Here is a 19,801-nt window from a genome sequence, read left to right as displayed (position 1 = left end):
TGTCCGCCATAACGTCGGCTTTTTTCTTTTGAAACCCCTGTACTCCGGTATAGGGGTTTTTTCGTGTCCGGATGTCCAAACGTGTCAATGATTTTGTCGCACGATTTCTGGAATACACCTTGGTATTTTGACAAATTTTACATAACCGCCTCCGTATAATGGAGACACAAAACGAACAAGGACGGGGTGGTGCAAACATGATCGCAAACAAAAACGTAACAGGAACGAGTCAGGCATGGGCTCGTCAAGTATCAGAACAAGTCCATACCACTGCGGATACATGGACGGAGAAAGTGGCACAAGCCGCACAAAAGTGGAACGTGCTCCCCTTGTTAATGGGATTTTTACTGGGGCGCGCGTTGATTCTCGAAGAGCTGACGCCATTCGTCGTCCCTTATTTTATGGTGATGTTCTATTTGCGACGCGATTTGCTAGCAGCGACCGGGCTAGCCTTGATCGCGGGAGCATTTTCCCAGACCGTGCCGGTGGGGCTGCAAGCAGTGCTGAGTGTGGTTCTTGCCTTGCTGGCTTGCAAGCTAAGCGAGCGGTTTCGCCAGAAGGACTTTTCCCGAACGCCGCTTTTCGTGATGGTCACGGTTTTTATCAGCCATCTGCTCTACAACGTATTGACCGATCAGGTGAATACCTATGAGCTGGTAATGGTCGGGGTTGAATCCATACTGGGTTTTATCCTGACGCTGATCTTCATTCAATCTTTGTCCATCATCCATTTGGCCAAGCCTTATGAACCGCTGAAAAACGAAGAAATCGTCTCCCTGGTCATCCTGCTTGCTTCCCTTATGACGGGGACGGTCGATTGGGTAGTCGAAGGCATCTCGATGGAGCATGTTTTGTCACGTTACTTGCTGCTGCTATTTGCATTCGTAGGTGGCGGAACCATAGGGGCCGCTGTTGGTGTCGTGACCGGGCTCATCCTGAGTCTCGCCAATGTTGGAGCTTTGCAGCAAATCAATCTGTTGGCTTTCTCGGGCTTATTGGCCGGCTTGTTGAAGGAAGGTGGAAAAGTCGGCGTCTCTGCCGGATTGCTGATTGGCACTGCAATTTTGGCAATCTATGGGGGCGCGCAAGATATCCTCTACCTCTCTTTGGTGGAAACCTCGCTGGCGATCGTTCTTTTTATCCTGACGCCAGCAGCCCTTTGGAAAAAGGTGGCCCGGTTCATTCCCGGCACTGTGGAAAACCAGCAGTCTCACCAGGAATACATGCGCCGCGTACGCGATGTGACAGCAGGAAAAATCCAGCAGTTTTCCGATCTGTTTACGCAATTGTCGCATAGCTTTGCCCAGACAGCAGACCCAGAGGAAAGCGAGGAGCAGGCGGACGCCTTCCTCAGCAGGGTCACGGAATTTACATGTCAAAAATGCTGGAAGAAAGAGCAATGCTGGGAAAAAGACATGCAGTCGACCTATGAAGGAATGCGCTGGCTGGCGGAAAAGGTACATGAAAACGGGACCTTGGCGGGCATTACACCGCCGCGTGAATGGGAGCGAAAATGCGTCAAGACCGAGAAAGTGCTGACCGTCATGGAGCAAGAATACGACCGGGAGCAATCATTCGAGATATTGAAAAAACAAGTAAAAGAGAGCCGCAAGCTCGTAGCCGATCAGCTATCAGGAGTATCGCGCGTCATGCGTGATTTTGCCCAGGAAATTCAGCGCGAGGGCATGGAGCTGAGCTTTCAGGAGAAACAGGTCTCGAAGGCATTGGAGGGACTGGGTCTCTCTGTCCGGCGCGTGGATATACACAGTCTGGAGGAAGGCAAGGTCGATATCGAGATCAGCCAACCCTCCTGCTATGGAAGAGATGAGTGCGCCAAAATCGTGGCGCCGATGCTGACGGAAATCCTGGGCGAAAATATCATCGTCCGGGAACGGCATTGCGAAGCGCAAAAAGACGGCTCCTGCACGATGTGTCTCGCTTCCGCCAAAACATTCGAGATCGATATCGGCATCGCAGGTGCAGCCAAGGACGGAAAGCTATTGTCGGGTGACAGCTTCCGCACGATGGATCTGGGCAACGGCAAGATGGCGCTGGCGATCAGCGACGGCATGGGCAATGGTGAACGCGCTTTCCTCGAGAGCCAGTCTGCTCTGGATATGCTCCAACAGCTTTTGCGGTCCGGTATCGATGAAAAGCTCTCGATCAAGACGGTCAATTCTGTCCTCGCCCTGCGCTCGACAGATGAAATGTTTGCAACGGTCGATCTGGCTTTGGTCGATTTGCAGACTGCCCATACGCGCTTTGTCAAAATCGGCTCTACCCCCAGCTTTGTCAAAAGGGGAGCCGATGTAATCACCATCTCAGCCAACAATCTGCCGGTAGGAATTCTGGAAGAGATCGAGGTGGATGTGGTCTCCCGCATGCTGAAACCGGGTGACCTGCTGATCATGATGTCTGACGGGATCTACGAGGCGCCGCGGCATATCGAAAATAGACAGGCGTGGATGAAGCGTATCATCGCAGAGCTGGAGACGGACGATCCGCAGGAAGTGGCTGATCTGCTGCTGGAAAAGGTGATTCGCCAGCATTCCGGACAAATTGTCGATGACATGACGGTCCTCGTTGCGCGCATCGACCGTTTTGTGCCGCAATGGTCGGCGATACAGGTCCACGGCATGCAAAAGCTGGAGCGGCCCAGGATTGTGAGCTAGAAAGGTATGTTTTCCCACCTGCACGTCGATACTGTTGCTAAAACAGGCAGAATGGGGAGATTATTTGTGAAAGAAGCGACACTTCGACAGATTCTGGTGGTAACAGATGGTTGCTCCAATTCAGGGATGAGCCCGGTGGCAGCTGCAGCATTGGCGAGAGAGCAAGGAATTACCGTGAACGTCATCGGAGTCATTGACAAAAGTGAACTGGGTGAAAAGGGAGAAACGGAGATTCGCGAGATTGCGGAAGCAGGCGGGGGATTGTGTGACATTGTCTTCCCGCAGCAGTTGGCGCAAACGGTGCAGATGCTCACGAGAAAAGCGATGACCCGCACTATTCACCAGGTGGTAAATAAAGAATTGCAAGAAATTCTCGGGGATTCGGGAATGACAGAGCTGGCTCCCGAAAAACGTGTGCAGGTAGCCGGTATGGTGGACGAGCTCGGGGAGAAAAGCAATCTGAATGTCGTCATGCTGGTCGATACCTCAGGCAGCATGAAGCCCAAAATGTCTGCGGTACAGCAGGCGATTCACGATTTTAGCATCAGCTTGCGCTCGCGGAGCGGACAAAGCCGAATGGCGGTCTGTTCATTTCCTGGGAAAGGGAAGCATCTCGAAGTCCGTATACCGTGGACAGAAAAGGTAGAGCAAGCCCATCAATTATCGAGCGATTTGGCGATGAGCGGGATCACCCCGACTGGTCCAGCCATTGTTGAAGCAATTGCACTGTTTGAACATGTGCAGCTCCCGCAATCCCTGTCGGACCGTTATCGCGATGCCCATTTCGAGGACGACGGCGAAGGAAACCTGCGTGATCATGTCTTCTAAGGCAACCACTCCTGAGCTGCCCCGTCACTTTCATGGGAAGTGGAACAGAAACGAGTACCACGTTTTGCGGGAGTTGGGGCGCGGTGCGAACGGGGCGGTCTATTTGACTTCCCGGGGCGGTGTGAAGCAGGCGGTCAAGGTTGGTTTTGAGGGCATGGACCTGTTGATGGAAGTTCATGCGTTGAAAAGTGTGCAGCAAGGGCGGGACTCCCGAGTGGGACCGCTCTTGTGTGACGTGGACGACCTCGTGATCAACGGCAAGGCGTGCACCTTTTATGCGATGGAGTACCTGGAAGGCGAGCAATTGGATCAATACGTTCAGAAGAAGGGAACAGAATGGGTCCCGGTACTGATCGTCCAACTGCTCGCCAGGCTGGATATCTTGCACAAGCACGGCTGGGTGTTTGGAGATTTGAAGCCGGAAAATGTCATCGTCACCCATTCAGACAAGCAGGTTCGACTGATCGACTTCGGCGGTGTAACCAAGCTGGGCAATGCCGTCCGCCAGTTTACAGAGGAGTACGACCGGGCCTATTGGCATCAGGGTGACAGGCGGGCCGAAATCTCCTATGATTTATTCTCGACAGCAGCCATGATGGTCAGGCTCAGCGTAGATTCACAGACTTGGCAAACAAGCCAGGGAGAACCGCGTCAGACCCAGTTTCTCTGTGATATAATACGAAAAAGTGAGGGCTTGTACCCCTATCGAGTGCCTTTACTCAAGGCATTTCACGGGAAGTATGCCACTGCTCGCCAGATGCGGGCAGAGATGCTAGCCATATTGCGAGAATCGACGGCGTCTGCTCCTGCTGCACCTGCACAAAAACAGTCCCCTGCCGGGGCTGGCGGGATGTGGATCAGCAGTCTGTTTGTCGCTTCGATGCTGTTGTTGGCAGGCACACTTTACTACGCTTGGTTTTTATGAAGGGTGTGACGATGAGTGTCCGCGGATTTGGTCATGGATACATGTCTATTGGCAGGGACCATCATATTGAAAAGCGGGGGAGAGACGTACCGCACGGAAGAGACGATGACGTGGATCGCGGAAGCGGCAGGGATGGATGATGTGAACAGCTCGGCTACGCCTACCAGTGTCATTCTTTCGTTTCGATGCCAAGGTCAGGATCATACGCGTATGGTGCGCACCCCAAAACGAACAACCAACCTGAACAAAATCACCTTGGTCAATGACGTCTCCCGCCGTTTTGTCAGCGGAGGCATTACCTTGTCTGAAGCATATGGTAGGCTTCGGGAGATTGATCAAATGAAACCGATCTATCCGAAGTGGATGCAGCATATGGCTGCCGCTCTGACCAGCGGCGCCTTTTCCATGCTTGCAGGCGGTAGCTGGCTCGACCTGGGGCCTTCTGCCTTGGCCGGATTGACGGTAAATCTGAGCATGGAATATTTTGAAAAGTTTGTGCGGATGAAGTTTTTTACCGAGTTTTCCGCAGCTCTTTTTGGCGGCCTGATTTCTTTATTATTTGTAACGTTGTTTCCTCAGTTGCACATGAGCATCTTGATTATCGGAGCCATGCTCCCGCTGTTCCCGGGTATTGCGATCACCAACTCTCTTCGCGATCTCATGGCGGGCGATTTGGTTGCCGGCGTTTCGCGCGGTGTAGAAGCCATGTTGACTGCTGTATCCGTAGCGGTGGCTACAGCGATTACGCTATGGTTTAGGGGGTGAATGCAGATGTTGCTGAAAGGATTGGCATTAAGCCTGGTCTCTTCTACGGCCTGGTGCATTTTATTCAATGTCCCGGTGCGGACGATTCTGGCGGGCGGGATGGCAGGAATGATCGGATGGCTGGTCTTCTCTACTCTTCCGATGCTGGGTGCGGAAGTGCTGCTGTCTACCTTGGTCTCGGCCTCGGTGGTGTCGTTGCTCAGCCAGATTCTTTCTATCTTTTTGCGAGTTCCTTCTACGAATTTTAGCGTAGCCGGAATCATTCCGCTTGTACCGGGTTCCTTGGCCTACAAGTCGATGCTCGCTTTTGTGAACAATGATTATATGGGGGGGATCACACTCGCTACCCAAACGATGATGGTGGCTGGTGCAATCGCTTCGGGTCTGATCCTGGGCATCTCTGTCTTCACGATCTGGAGGGGAGCACGTCATGCTGGAAAGCGTACACAGCGAAATTGAGCGGGAGGCATTGCTCGCCCCTCATGAAACGATTGTAGTCGGTTTGTCTGGTGGGAATGATTCGACTGCCCTTTTGCATATCCTGGTAAGTCTCAATCAACACTATCAATACGGCTGGAGCCTGCATGCCGTCCACTTGAACCACGGCTTTCGCGGCGAAGAAGCTCGTCAGGACGCCGAGTTTGCCGAAAAGCTCTGCCAGCGCCTCGGTGTCAGGTTTCACCTGTTTGAGCGAGATGTCCCCGCCTATATGGAAGAGACCGGAATGGGCGGACAGGAAGCGAGCAGGGAGTTACGTTACGGCTTGTATCGCGAGGTTGCGGTCGCGTACGGAGCGAGCAAAGTCGCGTTGGCGCACCATGCGGACGATCAGGTGGAGACGATCCTGTTTCGAATGGTTCGCGGCACGAGGCTGCACGGTTTGTCCGGGATGCCCAGACGGCGCTTTTTGGATGAGGAAGCTGGGATTGAGTTGGTGCGTCCTCTGCTGCATAAAACCAGGGAGGAACTGGAACGATATTGTCGGGAGCACGACTTGCGGCCAAGAGAAGACAGCAGCAACCAATCGCGCAAGTACAAGCGCAATCTGCTGCGTCTGGAGGTTATGCCTCTTCTGCAAGAAGTCAACAGTCGTTACAGGGAGCATATCCTGAATGTGGCAGAAGCCATTCGACAAGACGAATCCCTGCTGGACCGGTTGGCTCGAGAGCAGCTAAAAACGTTGATTATCGGGCAGAAAAATGACTGGATTGGAATTGACAACGACAAGTTTCAAAGTTGTGACGTTGCTTTACAAAGGAGAATGATTACTCTAATATTAAGTTATCTCTCAAGGCAAACCGAATGGTCTTCGCAGCATGTGGAGACCGTTTTGCACATGTCGAGGGGGACGCGTCCTTCTTCGGAACTGCATTTGCCGAATAAACTGGTGGCAAGCCGAGTTTATGGGCAAATCCATTTTCGGTGTAATGGACAGGACGAATACATACATACTTATTGTTATAAGCTCGCTGTTCCGGGGGTCACCTGGATCGCGGATGGAAAGGCAGCAGTACATACGTGTTACCTGGATGGTCCTGTAGACTGGAAATTGCTTTCTGACAATGAAGCGGTTTTCGACGCGGATTGTCTGCCTGGAGAGCTTGTCGTTCGCAACCGCAAACCGGGCGATCGCCTCGTTACGTTTGGTTTGGAATCGGAGAAAAAACTGAAAGAGTTGTTGATCGACGCCAAGTTCCCTCGTGCTTGGCGAGACAGACTTCCACTTTTGACAGCGGGCGATCAGGTGATTTGGGTACCAGGTGTGCGCCGTTCCGCCGCAGCGCCGATACGGGGACAGACCAGGCGTATTTTACACGTGCGGGTAGAGTTTGGAGAAGAATGGCGGGAGGTTTTTACATGAATCAAGACATCGAGAAGATTTTGCTATCAGAAGAGCAGATTGCGCAAAAGGTGCAGGAATTGGGCGCCTCTCTCGCAGATGCGTACAGAGATAAGAATCCTTTGGTCATCTGTGTGCTGAAAGGAGCGGTTGTATTTATGGCCGATCTGATTCGCCACATGGATATTCCCTGCGAAATGGATTTTATGGCCGTATCCAGCTATGGTAGCGGCACCGAATCCAGCGGCATGGTGAAGATCTTGAAGGACCTTGATACCTCTGTGCAGAACCGGCATGTGCTGGTGGTAGAGGATATTATGGATAGCGGGCAGACTCTTAGCCGACTGGTGGAGCTTTTGCGCCATCGGGAAGCGGCTTCTGTCAAGGTTGTGACCCTCTTGAACAAGCCGGAGCGGCGCAAGGTGGACATCTCGCCGGATTACAGCGGATATGACATTCCCGACGAGTTCGTGGTGGGATATGGATTGGATTACGCCGAGAAGTACCGCAATCTGCCGTTCATCGGCGTGTTGAAGCCTGAGGTTTATAGCAAGTAGCTTTGTTGTGAAGACCCTGCTTATTATGGTAAAATGGCAAAAGTGTCTGTTCGTGAGAGGAGGTAAGGAATGAATCGCTTTTTTCGAAATACCGGGTTCTACCTACTTATTTTTCTTGTCACGGTCGGGATCGTAAATTTCATCCTCTCCGGTACTGATAAGGTTGGGAAACTTACATATCAGGATTTCCGAGTGCAATTGAAAGCAGATAACATATCCGAGATGTCCCTTCGTCCTGAGAATGGCACATATCGGGTAGATGGGATCTTAATCAATCCAGCCTCGGGACAGGAAAGCAACAAGTTTTTTACCAACGTTCCATTGACTCAATCCGATATTATCTCGTTGATCGACCAAAAGATCGATGAGAAAAAAGTGAAGCTTGTCGAGTATAATCCGGCGGAGGGCAACAGCATCTGGCTCACCTTCCTGACCTCAATCATTCCGTTCGTGATTATCTTCATCCTGTTCTTCTTTCTGTTGAACAATGCCCAGGGCGGCGGCAGCCGAGTGATGAACTTCGGTAAAAGCCGTGCGAAGCTGTACAATGAAGAGAAGAAACGCGTCACGTTTGACGATGTGGCGGGTGCGGACGAAGAGAAGGCAGAACTGGAAGAAGTGGTTGACTTCTTGAAGGACCCGCGCAAATTTAACGCTGTCGGTGCCCGTATTCCAAAAGGGGTGCTGCTCGTCGGTCCTCCAGGTACAGGGAAAACCTTGCTTGCACGTGCTGTCGCAGGTGAAGCAGGCGTTCCGTTCTTCAGTATTTCAGGTTCTGATTTCGTTGAGATGTTCGTCGGTGTGGGTGCGTCCCGCGTACGCGACTTGTTTGAAAATGCAAAGAAAAATGCTCCGTGCATTATCTTCATTGACGAGATCGACGCAGTGGGTCGTCAGCGTGGTGCTGGACTCGGCGGCGGTCACGACGAGCGCGAGCAAACGCTGAACCAATTGCTCGTCGAGATGGATGGTTTTGGCGGCAACGAAGGCATCATCATGGTGGCTGCGACCAACCGTCCGGATATTCTCGACCCGGCGCTGTTGCGTCCAGGACGCTTTGACCGTCAAATTACAGTGGATCGCCCGGACATCAAGGGACGTGAAGCGGTGCTCAAGGTTCATGCCCGCAACAAGCCGCTTGGCGAGGATGTGAAGCTGGATGTTATCGCACGCGGTACCTCGGGCTTTACCGGTGCAGATCTGGAAAACCTGTTGAACGAAGCAGCGTTGCTGACTGCTCGTAAAAACAAAAAACAGATCAACATGGTGGAAGTGGATGAGGCGATTGACCGTGTGATTGCCGGTCCCGCGAAAAAATCCCGCGTGGTCAGCGAAGACGAAAGACGTCTGGTCGCTTTCCACGAAGCTGGTCATACCATTATTGGCTACCACTTGAAAAATGCTGAGATGGTACATAAGGTCACTATTATTCCGCGCGGTCAAGCCGGTGGGTACACCGTGTTCTTGCCGAAGGAAGATCGTTTCTTTGCTACCAGAACAGACTTGCTGGATAAAATCACCGGCCTCTTGGGCGGACGTGTGGCGGAAGAATTGGTGCTCGGCGACATCAGTACCGGTGCGCACAATGACTTCCAACGCGCTACAGCGATCGCACGCAGCATGATTACCGAGTATGGGATGAGCCGTCTGGGACCTATGCAGTTCGGGAAAAGCCAGGGACAGGTTTTCCTGGGCCGTGACTACGGTACCGACCGCAACTACTCGGACAAGATCGCGTATGAGATCGACCAAGAGTTGCAACGGATCATCAATGAGTGCTACGAGAAGTGTAAAGAGTTGCTGATCAAGCACCGCGACCAGCTTGACTTGATCGCAAACACGCTGCTCCGTGTAGAAACATTGGATGCGGAACAGATCAAGCAACTGATCGAAACAGGAAAAATGGACAATGACCCAGCGGACAATCCCGAAGTGGTCGTCAACATCCAACCCAAAAAAGAAGAAGTGAAAGAAGCGACAGAAGCTGACCAAAAACCAGAGGCAGCGGAAGACGCGAATCACGATGAACCGAAACAATAAGGGGCACCTCTGGTGCTCCTTTTGTACTATGGTCAGAAGGGGGAAAATCGGATGGAACTGAAACCGCGCCTGGCTGCTTTTGATATGGACGGAACTTTGTTGAACAAAGAATCACAAATGACCCAGGTTACCAAAGAGGCATGTCTGAAATTGCAGCAACAGGGATGCAAGCTGGTATTGTCGACAGGACGTACTTTTGGCTCCGCCCAGATTCCGATTGACGCGTTTCCGTTTGATGGCTTTGTTTGCAGTAATGGGGCGACCGTATTGGAGAGCGATGGGACGATGGTGCAGCAAACCCTTTTACCCAATCATCTGGTTGCTGATGCCATCCGAGCGCTGCGCCAGGAGGTTCTTTATTACGAAGTCCATGACACGGCGAGCAACCGTTGGATGATTCAGGAGGACCGTGAGCGGCTGGAGGCGCTTCTGAACGAAGACACCTCGCTTGAGGGGATCTCCATCCGGAAGTTTGCCTTTTACAAATTGGCAAAGATCATCCGCCTGCAGGAAATGCTGGAGATGCTCGATGATCCGAAGACCGAGATGGTAAAGCTCTTTATTTGGCACAATGATCCCGAGCTTCTGGAGTGGGTGAGGGAGCAGCTGGCTCCTTTGGGCAGTCAGGTGAATATCACTTCGTCCGGAAGGCATAATGTAGAGCTGTTGCCCCAAGGTGTCTCCAAATGGGAGGGACTGCAGTATTTTTGCAGCAAATGGGGGATTGCAGCTGAGGAGGTCATGGTCTTCGGCGATGCCGAGAATGACCGAGAGGCGTTGACTCATGCGGGCTATTCCGTCGCTATGGAAAATGCTTCCCAGGAGATCAAGGCTCTTGCGAACTATATCGCACCGCATCATGATGAAGAGGGTGTCGCCCGGTTTATTCACGAGCGAATCATCGGAGGCAGATAAGCAAAAAGGGAGTAGAGCCCAGAACAGGCTTTACTCCCTTTATTTTTTTGCTTTGAATTCTCTTGTCTAGGTCTGGGCAGGAGGTTTGGAGGCTTCGATGGGTTGTATATCTTTTCGGCTATACACATTCAGAACGAGGCCGATGAGCAGCATCTGCATGATAAACGACGTATTGCCGTAGCTGATAAACGGCAAATTGACAGACATGATCGGCAGGAAGCCTGCTGTCATCAAGATACTCCAGAAATACGGGATGAAAAAGAGGGTCATCAATCCGGACATCAGCATGACGCCGTAGCGATCCCGCACCAATCTTACGGCACGCAGAAGGCGAACCAGCAGGATGATGCCCAAAAGCAGGATCGCGGCACCTGTGACGAGGCCAAAGCTATGCACGATATAAGCGAAAACCAAATCTGCTTCTGTCCCGGGAAGTCTGCTTAAGGATGCGCCGAAGCCATGGCCCCAAAGACCGGCTTCCTGCAATGTTTTCAAAGACTGCAACAGTATATAGCCTGATCCATTCGGATCGGCGTGTGGGTCCAGGAAGGAGTAGAGCCGATCTAGCTTATACGGTTTGATCGTCAAGAAAACCGTGCCTGCGATGGTGAGGAAAAGCACACCGAACAGCTTCCAGACCATCCGACGTGGCGCAGGAGAGACTGCCACCAGGACCAGAAATCCAGCCAATAGCAAGATCGCTTCAAACGTATGGTGGGAGACAAACAGGATGGCAAACGGAACCAGGAAGGTCAGAGCCGCTCTAAACAGAGTCGTGAGTTTCTCCCAGTTCCACTTTGCAAACATCCCGGCCATGGACAGGATGAGCAGCACGGAACACATGCCGTACACATTCAAGAGGAATCCTATATTGAGGTACATGGGCCTGCCGTTGATCGTCGTTGCGAAGAGATTGGTTAGCAGCATGCACAAGACAATTCCCAGATACAGATAGAGGCTGTATGGCTGAAGTTTTCGGTAATCGAAGAATAGCAAGGCAATGAAAAGAGCGAGCCCCAAGAGGATTCCGACCACTTTATTGGTAAACAAGTGCCCTGCGTCCGTCTGGGATTGGCTCAACGAGTACATGACGAGCAGACCAAATCCGATCAGCATGGCTACGAGCGCGACCACGCTCCATTCCATACGCGGCTTGTGCGCCTGGTGGAGGTGTTTGCCGATCTGGATCGGGTCCCCCATGTCAGCGATTGCCTTGTCGATCGCGCTCTCCAAGGTCAAGCCACTCGCTTGATAATCCTCGATTTTGTCCTCCAAATGTCCGCGCAGCTCCTGTGAAATAGAGGCGTGCATCTCTTTATTGCGAATCTGTCGGCATACTTGCTGTATGTATTCATTGAGACGCTGTTGTTGGCTCATGCTGGTCCACCCCCTAGAACTTGATCGACCGCTGTGCGAAAGGAAATCCACTCCCGCTGCTTTTCTTTCAGAAGGCCCTGCCCCTTTTTCGTAATCTGATAGTACTTCCGTTTTCGCTCGCCTTCACCGGAGCTCCAGTAGGATTCGACCATTCCGTCTGACTCCAGGGTGTGCAGAATGGGATAGAGCGTTCCTTCCTTCAGTGTAAGCACGCCGCTTGAGCTTTTCTCCATTTCCTTGCTCATTTCATAGCCGTACATCGGCTTGCGATCCAGCAGCGTCAGGATCAGGATGACCGTGCTGCCCTTCATCAGTTCTTTATTGATCGTCATGGCTGCCTCCTTGCCTTGATAGTGGATGCATCGTATATCTAGGTATAATCATAAGGGGCGATTCCCTCTTTTGCAAGGACAAAAACGCAAAAAAGCCCGGCAAGTGGAGATGCCAGACTGTAAGGGAATGGATATAGGCTGGATTTAGGCGGAGGGCATCGGTGTAGGCGTTGGCTTGCCGTATCCTTCTTTGTAGGCCTCATCGATGTATTGGCGAATTTCCAGTGTTGATTTGCCAGCTTCTTTCAGCTTGGAGGAAACTACGGCAATTTCCATGCAGACACCGCAGCGTGTGCCATGATCATCCCAGACGATGGAGCCGTCCTCCAGTTCTTCTTTGATGAAGCAGTTTCCGTTGTGCTCATGTCCCGCACTTTCTCCGCAACCGCAGAAGCAAGGGATGGATTTGAGCAGTTCACGATTGGCGCCGGCAACTTTGTAAGAGGCGATGATGACCGGGTCCTGGTTATCCAGGAAGCTTGGCAAAACGTCGACGGAAGCAGTCGTTTCCTGCAAATCGCCATTTGCTGCGTGTTGGGTGTGGCTGTGTCCGTGTTCGTCTACTTCTGGACTGGCGTTTTCTTGTGATCCGCAGCCGGTCGCTAATGCGACTGTCAGAAGCGCGATCGGCAACCACATTTTTCGATTCAATTTCATCTTTGGACAGACCTCCTCTCGCTTATAGTATCACAGTCAATAGAGGGGAAAAAAGGCGAGGTCTGGACATCTTTGTTACAAATCGTAATAAATCCTATTTACAAGTTGGGCAGTTATCCTTATAATGAATCACGTGGAGTAAATCGGAATGATTTTGATTAGTGGGGAGAGATGAGAGATGAGAAAAAGCCTTTTGGCTATGATCGGTGTTGCAACGGCAGTTGGTTTGGCAGGTTGTGGCGCAAATACAGCGACTACGGGCACTCCGGCTGCACCGCAGTCGCAAGCTGCTCAAGTGGCAAGTGAGAAACCACAAGTATTCACAACGATATATCCGCTGGAGTATGTTACCAAGCGGATTGGCGGCGATCATGTCGACGTGGTAAACATTGTTCCGCCAGGAGTAGAGCCGCATGATTTTGAACCTACTGCGAAAAATATGGTTGCTTTGACGTCTGCCGATCTCTTTATATTCAACGGAAGCGGTTTGGAGCTTTGGGTCGAAAAAGCAGTAGAGAACCTTGATAAAAATCATACGCAAGTCATCAACACAACAGAAGGGCTGGAATTGCTGAAAGCGGCGGAACATGAGGACGAACACGCCCATGAGCATGAAGGCGAGCACGCAGATGAACACGCCCATGAGCATGACCACGGAGAGTATGATCCGCACGTTTGGCTCAATCCGAACCTGTTGAAAGCACAGGCGGAAAAAGTGAAGCAAGCACTCGTGTCTAAAGATCAGGCCCATGCTGCAGACTATGAAAAGAACTTCACCGAGCTGGCAAGCGATCTGGATCAACTCGATAAAGAGTTCAAGGAAATGGTCGCCCAGGCTCCGAAAAAGCAGTTCATGGTCTCTCATAGCGCCTTCCACTACCTGGCCGAACAATATGGTCTGAAGCAAGTAGCGATTTCCGGCGTAAATCCGGCTGATGAACCTTCTCCCGCCAAGATGAAGGAGCTGGTGGAGCATGTGAAGGAACATCAGATGTCCTACGTTCTGTTTGAGACACTGGTTTCTCCGAAAGTAGCGGAAGTCATCGCGAAAGAGGCGGGAGTGAAGACAGCAACCTTGAACCCGCTGGAAGGCCTGACTCAAGCAGATGTGGATGCCGGCAAGGATTATCTGTCGATCATGCGCGAGAATCTGGAAACCTTGCGTGAAGCATTGAAATAAAAATAGCCCGAAAGATGTCGCGGATGTAGAGCGGCATCTTTTTTTAAAAGTACACCTTTGCCCCTTATGCTCTTGTGATCGCAGGAAATTCGTAGTAGGATGAAGGATAGTAAATCAGAACAAATCCGATTTAAAGGATGATAGGAAATGGACCAACAGGGTAAACAGGATGCTGTAGTGGAGCTGAGCTCTGTCTCCTTTCAATATGAGGACAAAGTGGTTCTCGACGATGTTCAATTTTCACTGATGAAAGGTGATTTTGTCGGCATCGTAGGACCGAATGGGTCAGGCAAATCGACGCTGATGAAGCTGATCCTGGGACTGCTGAGCCCAACCAAAGGCAGTGTTCATCTATTTGGGCAGCCACTGTCCAAATTTCGCGAGTGGAGCAGGATCGGGTATGTAGCGCAGCAGGTCGCTCATGGCGCCGGCGGTTTTCCCGCAACTGTACGCGAAGTGGTGGCATCGGGGCTGGTCGGCAAGATCGGGCTGTTCCGGAGGCTGCAAGCCCATCACCATAAGAGTGTAGAAGAGGTCGTCGAGCGAGTCGGCCTGACAGCCAAGCTGGATCAGCGGATTGGCAGCCTTTCGGGAGGGCAGTTGCAACGGGTATTTATCGCTCGCGCCCTCGTGGCGGAGCCGGAGCTTTTGATTCTGGATGAACCGACCGTCGGTGTCGATCAGGAGTCAATCGAACAATTTTACGGGCTGTTGCGATCTCTGAAAGAAGAGAACAGTCTTACGATGATGATCGTCAGCCACGATGTAGGCGTGATGACGCAATGGGTGAACAAGGTGGCATGTGTGCAGCAAAAAATCCACTTCCACGGAACCGCCCATGATTTTGAGCATAACCAAGAACAAATCCTGCAGCAGATGTACGGCGGCTCCATGAAGGTGTTGTCCCATCATCACTAAGGCTGCAAACGATAAAAGGGAGTATGACCATGCTTGCTGATTGGTGGCAGTATGATTTTTTGCGATATACCTTGTTTTCCGGTATTTTAATAGGTTTGATTTGTCCCATCCTCGGGACGTTTTTGATCGTCCGTAAGCTGTCGATGATGGCAGACGGCTTGTCGCATGTGACCTTGTCCGGTGTGGCGGCGGGGATGCTGCTCTCGAAAAAGGTAGCTTTTTTGAACGCAGTAAATCCGCTGTTTTTCGGAATGCTGTTCTCTGTGATCGGCTCCCTGTTTATCGAGCGGTTGCGAAAGGTATTCAAAGCGCAGCAGGACCTGGCGATTCCGATTATTTTATCGAGCGGTCTGGGATTGTTCACGGTGCTGATCAGTGTCGCGGACGGATTTAATGCGGATTTGTATTCCTATCTGTTCGGAAAAATTGTGACCGTCACGATTGAGGATTTGTACGCGCTGTTGGGGGTTGCTGCAGTCGTGCTGGGGACGGTGTTCCTGATCTACAAGGAGTTGTTTGCTGTCTCGTTCGATGAGGAATTCGCACGCGTGTCCGGCGTCTCCCGCAGGGCAATCAATTTGTGGTTCATGGTGCTGGTTGCCTTGACGATTGCCGCTTCCATGCGCATAGTAGGGGTACTTTTGATTTCCGCCCTGATTACCTTGCCGGTGGCAGCCAGTTTGCAGATCTCAGGCAGTTTTCGCCAGACGATCTTTTTCGCAATTTTGTTTGCGGAAATCTCTGTGCTGGGGGGCTTGTATTTTGCCTACATGCTTGATTGGGCATCTGGTGGTACAATTGTCTTGATGGCCGTTCTCATTTTGTTGACGGTTTTGGGCGTGAAAAAAGCAAAAGCCCTCTTGCTTACAGGATTGTAGAACAAAGGGAAGGAGTGTTTGACGATGAAAGTAGAAGAAGCGCTGCAAATCCTGAAGGAACATGGATACAAGTACACGGGCAAACGGGAGGAGATGATCCGCATCTGCGCGGAAGAAAAGCGCTACCTCTCGGCGAAGGATATCATGGAACGAATCAGGGAGCTGTACCCTACGCTCAGCTTTGATACGGTTTATCGCAACATCTCCACTTTTGTTCGACTGGGCATCTTGGAGGAGACGGAGCTGGAAGGCGAAGGCAGATTCCGCTTGGCCTGCTCGGCTGACGGCCACCACCACCATCATGTCATCTGTACCGAGTGCGGCAAAACATCTTCGTTGCCGGGCTGTCCGATGAATGTCATGTCGTCGGTTCCGGATGATTTTCAGGTAACGGGGCATAAATTTGAGGTATATGGCATGTGCAAAGAATGCGTTGCCCATGCGAATTGAATTTACTACCAAAAGGAAGCATCCCGGTTTTACTGGCGAATGCTTCTTTTTTTTGCTTTTGGCTGGCATGGCAAAACAGCGTAGATCCAAGAAAAAATTTGCTATAATAGGTGGCAAAGCCAGGGAAGGCAACCGCAATTTTCCCGGCAAGGAGTGATTCGTACGATGTGGAATACACGTGAACTTCAACGAAAAATAGAAGAGTGGCTGCAAGAAGATGTAGGAGTCGGTGACGTGACCACGATGAGCACGATCCCTGCGGACGAGCAAGGAGTAGGCATTCTGTACGCCAAGGAAGCGGGAGTCATCGCGGGTCTGCCGATCGCTCAGCAGGTGTTCGCGACGGTCGATCCCAGTCTGATTTTCAGCGCCGGCGTAGAGGATGGCGCCCGGGTGGAGGTCGGCGATCAAATAGCGGAAGTGAGCGGTTCCGTACGCCCGATCTTGATCGGTGAACGGCTGGCGCTCAATTTGCTGCAGCGTCTCTCCGGCATCGCTACCAAAACCAACGAGTATGTCCAAGCCGTAGCCGGCACAAAGGCGCGTGTCGTAGATACCCGCAAGACGACGCCAGGGTTGCGTTTTTTGGAAAAGTACGCGGTACGCGTAGGGGGAGGACATAACCACCGTTTTGCCCTGTATGATGCGGTCATGATCAAGGACAATCACATCAAAGGCTCGGGCGGGATCGCGCAGGCGGTCGCGGCGGCGAGAGCGGCGATTCCCCATACGATGACTGTTGAGGTGGAAGCAGAGACGCTTGAGCAGGTGCAGGAGGCCTTGGCTGCCGGAGCAGATACAATCATGCTGGATAATATGTCGAACGAGCAGATGAGGGAAGCGGTCCAACTGATCGGCGGAAAAGCAGTTGTCGAGGCATCAGGCGGCGTCAACCTGGAGACGATTCGTTCAATCGCTGAAACGGGAGTCGATATTATTTCTGTCGGTGCGTTGACCCATTCCATTAATGCTTTTGATATCAGTCTTGATTTGAACACACGGAAACGATAAGGAGCGGCTTGTATGATCGTGGTCATGGACGTCGGGAATTCCACTATTGTCATAGGTGTGTACGAAGGAGAGGAATTGCGCTGCCATTGGCGTATTTCCACGGATCGGGAAAAGACAGAAGACGAGTACGGAATGCTGGTCAAAAGTTTGTTTGACAGTGCCGGACTCGCGCTGGATCAGGTGCGCGGGGTGATTTTCTCTTCGGTAGTGCCACAACTGAACTTTACCATTGAACGCATGTGTGAAAAGTATCTGCAACGCAAAGCACTCGTCGTCGGACCGGGAGTCAAGACAGGCTTGAACATCAAATACGAGTATCCGCGCGAAGTCGGCTCGGACCGAATCGCGAATGCGGTAGCTGCGATCCACCATTATGGCGCGCCTCTGATCATCGTCGATTTCGGAACAGCTACGACGTATTGCTATGTAGATGAGAAAGGTCAGTATTGGGGTGGAGCTATTGCTCCTGGAATCCGTACATCTACCGAAGCGATGGTGAGCCGCGCCTCCAAGCTGCCGCGTTTTGGGATGTCCAAGCCGTCCCAAGTCGTCGGCCGAAATACGATTGCGGCGATGCAGTCGGGGATTTTTTATGGATTTGTGGGCCAGGTCGAGGGGATTGTCCGCCGGATGATGGCCGAAAATGGGTCTGAGCCAAAGGTAGTGGCGACAGGAGGATTCGCTTCGTTGATTGCCGATGAGACGGATTGCATCCATATTGTGGACCCCAACCTGACCCTGAAAGGGCTTCGCTTTATTTACGAGCGTAATCTTGGTTAGAGGATCAGCCGCAGCTTTCTTTGCTTATTTGGAGAACTGCGGCTTTTTGATGTACTTGCAGAACAAGAGTTCGGGATCACCGTCGTTGTTCAGATTGTCGATGGAACCGCTTTCAACAAAGTTCAGTTTGCGGCAGAGGTGAATCATTCGCTTGTTGGATAGGTTGGTGGAGGTAAACAGCTTTTCGGTAGGACAGTTCTTTTCCAGATGCTGCAGGAGTGCCTGGCCGACTCCCTGGCGCTGGTGCTGTGGATGGACAGCGAGCAGGGAGACAAAGGCTTGATTGTAAAACGACGGTGTCATGATGGCAAAGCCGGATACATCATTGTCGAGGGAAGCGACATAGCCATGTCCAGCAGAGATGGCATCATGCAATTCCTGAGAGCGGCTGGTGTTACCCAAAATCATGGCATCGATGCGACAAATGGCGGCATAGTCCTGAAGGGTAGCGGGGCGAACCTGAGGCATATGGATCGCATCCTTTCTTCTCGTAGGGATTGATTTCTTGTTTGAGGTCCACAAGCGTGATAAGATGGGTGTATAACAATTGCTGATTCAGACATACAAATAAAGGAGCCGCCGTTGCAGCGGAGGCTCCTCTGGACAAGAAGGCTGTGGAACACCCACGGCGCGCTTGTTTACAAAACCAGCGAATCCACCGTCGGGCGGTCAACCTTAGGCGGTGGGTTTTCGCTTGTTACGCTTCCTTTTCCACCATCGGTACAGTTTTCTGCTGCTAAACCAGAGGCTGAGCAGGGTTGCCAGTACCTTTAGGAAGAAGTAGAGCGTGCCGAGCGTGTCGATCAGCGTCACCCCCTTTATCAGGAGCTACGCCGAGGTTCGCCACCGCCTATCTTGTCTTGAGGGTAAGTATACCATTTTCAGGAAGGCCTCTGTAGCTTTTTCTCTCCTCACCACTCTTTCAATATTGCTGAACTTTTTTCATCTAGAGCCTGGTTTGTGGGAAATAGAAACAAGATTATATTCCTTCTTAGAGGTTATGCTAATGCCGTAGTCGATTTTACTCCGATAATTGAATTCTTTTACTTGACAGCAATCAATCAAGGCGCTACAATGGCTATTGTGTCAATTGCACATAAGTCTTTCTGGACTGAACTTTTTAAGCGAAATTAAAAAAGTAGTTGCAATTGGACTTTCGATGTGATAGAATTTTGATTCTGCAGGGGATAAACGAAATTTACTTTGTTGCCCCGTTATGTGGATGGATGTCCGAGCGGCCGAAGGAGCACGATTGGAAATCGTGTAGGCGGGGTCAACTCGTCTCGTGGGTTCAAATCCCACTCCATCCGCCATTATCCTTACATAAGATGGCCCGTTGGTGAAGCGGTTTAACACAGCAGCCTTTCACGCTGTCATACAGGGGTTCGAATCCCCTACGGGTCACCATATTACCCAACTAGTTGTTGGGGCCCCAATAAGCTTTGGGGTATCTGGAGGCTTAGCTCAGCTGGGAGAGCATCTGCCTTACAAGCAGAGGGTCGGCGGTTCGATCCCGTCAGCCTCCACCATTTTAAAAAATGGATAGCAACTTTTATCAGGACAATGTCCTAGTCGTCGCGGGATGGAGCAGCTCGGTAGCTCGTCGGGCTCATAACCCGAAGGTCGCAGGTTCAAATCCTGCTCCCGCAACCAAATTTTTCACTTGTACTGCTTTG

At 51.5% G+C, this 19,801-nt stretch carries 19 protein-coding genes and 4 tRNA genes; 19 read left to right on the top strand and 4 right to left on the bottom strand.

All coding sequences use genetic code 11. From position 1 onward, the window contains the following. Positions 1-197: 197 nt before the first annotated feature. From spoIIE to T458_RS50945, 9 genes are all read left to right on the top strand, one after another. Positions 198-2,672: a stage II sporulation protein E gene (gene spoIIE / locus T458_RS50985; RefSeq protein ID WP_023558889.1), complete on the top strand. Its 2,475-nt coding sequence runs from the start codon at positions 198-200 to the stop codon at positions 2,670-2,672. A gap of 66 nt (positions 2,673-2,738) precedes the next feature. Beyond that, positions 2,739-3,500, top strand: a complete 762-nt coding sequence (locus tag T458_RS50980) for a VWA domain-containing protein (protein WP_023558888.1) — start codon at positions 2,739-2,741, stop codon at positions 3,498-3,500. Next, entirely contained in the window at positions 3,490-4,425 is a 936-nt protein-coding gene (locus T458_RS50975; protein ID WP_023558887.1) for a protein kinase domain-containing protein, read from the top strand. The genes T458_RS50980 and T458_RS50975 overlap by 11 nt, the downstream gene beginning before the upstream one ends. 15 nt (positions 4,426-4,440) lie before the next feature. Continuing rightward, on the top strand, positions 4,441-5,190 hold the full coding sequence (locus T458_RS50970; protein WP_023558886.1) for a threonine/serine exporter family protein: 750 nt from the start codon (positions 4,441-4,443) through the stop codon (positions 5,188-5,190). Positions 5,191-5,196: 6 nt separating this feature from the next. Beyond that, the gene (locus tag T458_RS50965) at positions 5,197-5,649 is read left to right on the top strand and encodes a threonine/serine exporter family protein (RefSeq protein ID WP_023558885.1); all 453 of its coding nucleotides are present in this window, start codon (positions 5,197-5,199) and stop codon (positions 5,647-5,649) included. Then, the gene (tilS, locus tag T458_RS50960; RefSeq protein ID WP_023558884.1) at positions 5,621-7,051 is read left to right on the top strand and encodes a tRNA lysidine(34) synthetase TilS; all 1,431 of its coding nucleotides are present in this window, start codon (positions 5,621-5,623) and stop codon (positions 7,049-7,051) included. The genes T458_RS50965 and tilS overlap by 29 nt, the downstream gene beginning before the upstream one ends. Beyond that, a complete protein-coding gene (gene hpt, locus T458_RS50955) occupies positions 7,048-7,587 on the top strand; it encodes a hypoxanthine phosphoribosyltransferase (protein WP_023558883.1) in 540 nt (179 codons plus the stop codon). Before tilS ends, hpt begins: the two co-directional genes overlap by 4 nt. Positions 7,588-7,656: 69 nt before the next feature. Then, entirely contained in the window at positions 7,657-9,627 is a 1,971-nt protein-coding gene (gene ftsH, locus T458_RS50950) for an ATP-dependent zinc metalloprotease FtsH (protein WP_023558882.1), read from the top strand. A gap of 51 nt (positions 9,628-9,678) precedes the next feature. After that, entirely contained in the window at positions 9,679-10,542 is an 864-nt protein-coding gene (locus T458_RS50945; RefSeq protein ID WP_023558881.1) for a Cof-type HAD-IIB family hydrolase, read from the top strand. Between the two features lie 66 nt (positions 10,543-10,608). Here the strand turns inward: T458_RS50945 and T458_RS50940 are convergent, their stop codons facing one another. The 3 genes from T458_RS50940 to T458_RS50930 all read right to left on the bottom strand — a co-directional run bounded on the left by T458_RS50940 (position 10,609) and on the right by T458_RS50930 (position 12,902). Beyond that, positions 10,609-11,919 (bottom strand): FtsW/RodA/SpoVE family cell cycle protein, encoded by a 1,311-nt coding sequence (locus T458_RS50940; protein WP_023558880.1) that lies wholly within the window; start codon positions 11,917-11,919, stop codon positions 10,609-10,611. Then, on the bottom strand, positions 11,916-12,251 hold the full coding sequence (locus T458_RS50935) for a PadR family transcriptional regulator (protein ID WP_023558879.1): 336 nt from the start codon (positions 12,249-12,251) through the stop codon (positions 11,916-11,918). Before T458_RS50935 ends, T458_RS50940 begins: the two co-directional genes overlap by 4 nt. A 144-nt stretch (positions 12,252-12,395) precedes the next feature. After that, entirely contained in the window at positions 12,396-12,902 is a 507-nt protein-coding gene (locus T458_RS50930) for a PCYCGC motif-containing (lipo)protein (protein ID WP_031306180.1), read from the bottom strand. A 184-nt stretch (positions 12,903-13,086) separates the two neighbouring features. Here T458_RS50930 and T458_RS50925 point away from each other — a divergent pair, with 184 nt between their 5' ends. The 6 genes from T458_RS50925 (at position 13,087) to T458_RS50900 (ending at position 18,125) form a co-directional block, all read left to right on the top strand. After that, complete coding sequence (locus T458_RS50925; RefSeq protein ID WP_023558877.1) at positions 13,087-14,088, top strand: metal ABC transporter substrate-binding protein; 1,002 nt, start codon at positions 13,087-13,089, stop codon at positions 14,086-14,088. A 147-nt stretch (positions 14,089-14,235) separates the two neighbouring features. Beyond that, entirely contained in the window at positions 14,236-15,006 is a 771-nt protein-coding gene (locus T458_RS50920) for a metal ABC transporter ATP-binding protein (protein WP_023558876.1), read from the top strand. A 29-nt stretch (positions 15,007-15,035) separates the two neighbouring features. Further along, positions 15,036-15,884, top strand: a complete 849-nt coding sequence (locus T458_RS50915) for a metal ABC transporter permease (RefSeq protein WP_023558875.1) — start codon at positions 15,036-15,038, stop codon at positions 15,882-15,884. Between the two features lie 24 nt (positions 15,885-15,908). After that, positions 15,909-16,334, top strand: coding sequence for a Fur family transcriptional regulator (locus T458_RS50910; RefSeq protein ID WP_023558874.1), 426 nt, complete (start codon positions 15,909-15,911; stop codon positions 16,332-16,334). Positions 16,335-16,499: 165 nt separating this feature from the next. After that, complete coding sequence (nadC, locus tag T458_RS50905; RefSeq protein ID WP_023558872.1) at positions 16,500-17,345, top strand: carboxylating nicotinate-nucleotide diphosphorylase; 846 nt, start codon at positions 16,500-16,502, stop codon at positions 17,343-17,345. Between the two features lie 12 nt (positions 17,346-17,357). After that, the gene (locus tag T458_RS50900; RefSeq protein WP_023558871.1) at positions 17,358-18,125 is read left to right on the top strand and encodes a type III pantothenate kinase; all 768 of its coding nucleotides are present in this window, start codon (positions 17,358-17,360) and stop codon (positions 18,123-18,125) included. A gap of 24 nt (positions 18,126-18,149) precedes the next feature. Here T458_RS50900 and T458_RS50895 read toward each other — a convergent pair whose 3' ends face one another. Further along, the gene (locus T458_RS50895) at positions 18,150-18,593 is read right to left on the bottom strand and encodes a GNAT family N-acetyltransferase (RefSeq protein ID WP_023558870.1); all 444 of its coding nucleotides are present in this window, start codon (positions 18,591-18,593) and stop codon (positions 18,150-18,152) included. 752 nt (positions 18,594-19,345) lie between these two features. Between T458_RS50895 and T458_RS50890 the strand changes: the two genes are divergently transcribed. The 4 genes from T458_RS50890 (at position 19,346) to T458_RS50875 (ending at position 19,778) form a co-directional block, all read left to right on the top strand. Then, a tRNA-Ser gene (locus T458_RS50890) sits at positions 19,346-19,438 on the top strand. 17 nt (positions 19,439-19,455) lie between these two features. Further along, positions 19,456-19,532 (top strand) — tRNA-Glu (locus T458_RS50885). A 46-nt stretch (positions 19,533-19,578) separates the two neighbouring features. Then, a tRNA-Val gene (locus tag T458_RS50880) sits at positions 19,579-19,654 on the top strand. A gap of 47 nt (positions 19,655-19,701) precedes the next feature. Then, positions 19,702-19,778, top strand: a tRNA-Met gene (locus T458_RS50875). The last annotated feature ends 23 nt before the right edge of the window (positions 19,779-19,801 follow it).

The sequence above is a fragment of the Brevibacillus panacihumi W25 genome (genome assembly GCF_000503775.1).
Lineage (GTDB): Bacteria > Bacillota > Bacilli > Brevibacillales > Brevibacillaceae > Brevibacillus > Brevibacillus panacihumi_A.
The sequence above is the reverse complement of the archived record's forward strand: the minus strand, read 5'-3'. Positions and strand labels throughout refer to the sequence as shown.